The sequence below is a fragment of the Acidobacteriota bacterium genome (assembly GCA_003696075.1).
GTDB lineage: Bacteria > Acidobacteriota > Polarisedimenticolia > J045 > J045 > J045.
On record RFHH01000041.1, the window covers coordinates 1 to 2,620 of the forward strand.

General features: G+C 71.3%; 2 protein-coding genes. One reads left to right on the top strand and one right to left on the bottom strand.

All coding sequences use genetic code 11. From position 1 onward, the window contains the following. Positions 1-20: 20 nt before the first annotated feature. Complete coding sequence (locus D6718_02555; GenBank protein RMG48062.1) at positions 21-1,736, bottom strand: NAD-dependent malic enzyme; 1,716 nt, start codon at positions 1,734-1,736, stop codon at positions 21-23. A 246-nt stretch (positions 1,737-1,982) separates the two neighbouring features. On the opposite strand from D6718_02555, the gene D6718_02560 reads away from it, so the two are divergent. Further along, the coding region (locus tag D6718_02560; GenBank protein RMG48063.1) for an acetyl-coenzyme A synthetase at positions 1,983-2,620 on the top strand (638 nt) is incomplete at its 3' end.

Here is a 2,620-nt window from a genome sequence, read left to right on the forward strand (position 1 = left end):
GTCGGGCTGACCGTGGGGGGCTAGGCCCCGGCCCCTCCAGCGGGCAGGAGTGTCGGGTAGTCGGGGAACCACATCGCGTCGCGGACGAGCCGCTCGAGATCCGCGTCGGCGGGGACCCGGGCGAGGCCGTCCGCGACCGCCTGCCGCAGGGTCGCCAACGCCACGCTCGCGGAGACCTCACGGACGTCCCCGAGCGCCGGAAACAGCGCGCCCGCGGCGAGGTCCTCGGGTCCGACGCAGCGCGCCAAGGCTCGGGCCGCGGCGAGGAACAAGCCGTCGTGGATGCGGCGCACCCGGCCGACCCAGGCCCCGAGCCCGAAGCCCGGGAAGATGAAGCTGTTGTTGCACTGGCCGATCCGGTGGCGCCGACCGGCGAGATCGACCGGCTCGAACGGTGACCCGGTCGCGATGAGCGCGCGGCCGTCGGTCCAACGGAGAGCGTCGGCAGGAGTGCACTCCGCCTTCGACGTCGGGTTCGAGAGGGGGAAGATCACGGGGCGGGCGACGAACTCCGCCATCGTGCGCACGACCTCCTCCGTGAACAGGCCGGGGGTCGCCGAGGTCCCCAGCAGGATCGTCGGCCGCACGTGCGCCACGGCTTCCGGGAGCGAGATCGCGGACGGGTCGCGGAACGACCCGCCGCCGAGTTCCTCGCGCGAGCGGGCGAACGAACGCTTGAACCCCTCCAAGCCCGGCCGGTCGTCCAGGACGAGCCCGCGCCGGTCGACCATCCAGATCCGCCGCTTCGCCTCGGCTTCCCCCAGGCCCTCCTCGCGCAAGGCGGCGACGAAGAGGTTCGCGATGCCCTGGGCCGAGGCGCCCGCTCCGGCGATGAGGAGGCGCTGATCGGCCAATCGTCCCCCGGTAACGCGCATCGCGGCGAAGAGGCCCGCGAGGACGACGGCCGCGGTCCCCTGGATGTCGTCGTTGAAGGTGGGAAGCCGATCCCGGAACCGCTCCAACTGGAGGAGAGCATTCTCCTTGAGGAAGTCCTCCCACTGCAGGATCGCATCGGGATACACGGTGCGGACGGCTTCCACGAACTCGTCGACGAAGCTCTGGTACTCCTCGCCGCGCACGCGGTGGCGGCGGATCCCCAGGTACAGCGGGTCCGCCAACCGTTCCTCGTTGTCCGTGCCGACGTCGAGCATGACGGGGATCGTGGTCCAGGGCGGGATGCCGGCACACAGCGTGTACAGGCACGACTTCCCGATCGGGATCCCCATGCCGCCCGCGCCCTGGTCCCCGAGTCCGAGGATGCGCTCCCCGTCGGTCACGACGATGACCGACGGAGCCCGGACCTCGGCGTTCCGAAGCACGTCGACGATCCGGCCGCGGTGCCTGAGGGTCACGTACAGACCGCGCGCGCGCCGGTAGATGTGGGAGAACCGCTGGCACGCCAAGCCGACCGTCGGCGTGTAGACGATCGGCATCATCTCCTCGAGGTGTTCGAGCAGGAGCCGGAAGAACAGCACCTCGTTGCGATCGTGCAGCGCGGCCAGATGGACGTACTTCGCCAAGTCGTCGGGGGCCGCGCGAAAGTTCTCGTACGCGCGCTCGAGCTGCTGCTCGATCGTGGAGATGGCGGGTGGGAGGAGTCCGAGGAGGCCCAACGCCTCCCGCTCCTCGAGGGTGAAGGCGGTGCCCTTGTTCGTCCGGGGGTCGAGCAGCAGGCTTCTGCCGCGCCGGCCCTCCCGCCGCACGGCGTCGACGGACGGAGGTTCGTACTCGTGCATGGTGATCCCCCCCGCCCGCGGGCGGGTTCCACGACGGCGGTTCCGGCCGCTCGTCCTCTACCAAGCTGGTGCGACCCGCGCCCCCGCGCCATGCGCCCGAGCGCGTATCCCCGGGCCGCACTCGGGGGAGACCGCCCGGCGGCGCCGGACGGGGGCCTCTCCCTCCCGTAGACTGTCCGCGACCCCCATCGACCCGCCCCCGCCGGGGACGGGCCGCCGGAAACCACCGATCCGCGAGCGTGCCCCATGAGCCAGATCGAGAACGTCCTGAAGGAGACCCGCCGCTTCCCCCCGCCCCCCGAGTTCCAGGCGCGAGCCCGCCTGAAGAGCATGGACGAGTACCGGCGCCTCTACGCCGAGTCGATCGAACAGCCGGAGACGTTCTGGGGTCGCGTCGCCGAGGAGCTCCCCTGGATCCAACGCTGGGAGCGGGTGCTCGACTGGAGCGAGGCGCCGCGGGCGAAGTGGTTCGTGGGAGGCAAGCTCAACGCAAGCGCCGTCTGCCTCGACCAGCACCTGGAGGAGCGGGGCGACAAGATCGCGATCCGCTGGGAGGGAGAGCCCGGCGACACGAGGAACCTGACCTACCGTGAGCTGCACGCCGAGGTCTCCCGGATGGCGAACGCGCTGAAGGCGCGAGGCATCGGCAAGGGCGATCGCGTGGCGATCTACATGCCGATGATCCCCGAACTCGCCATGGCGGTGCTCGCCTGCGCGCGGATCGGTGCGATCCACTCGGTCGTCTTCGCCGGCTTCAGCGCCCAAGCCCTCTCCGATCGGATCGAGGACGGGGAATGCTGCGCCGTCATCACCGCGGACGGCGCCTGGCGGCGCGGCAGCGTCCTGCCGCTCAAACCGGCGGTCGACGAGGCTTGCCGCGGACA

Bases quoted from the DNA above. Each gene is read 5' to 3' on its own strand.
- D6718_02555 (RMG48062.1), bottom strand. From the start codon at position 1,736: ATGCACGAGTACGAACCTCCGTCCGTCGACGCCGTGCGGCGGGAGGGC.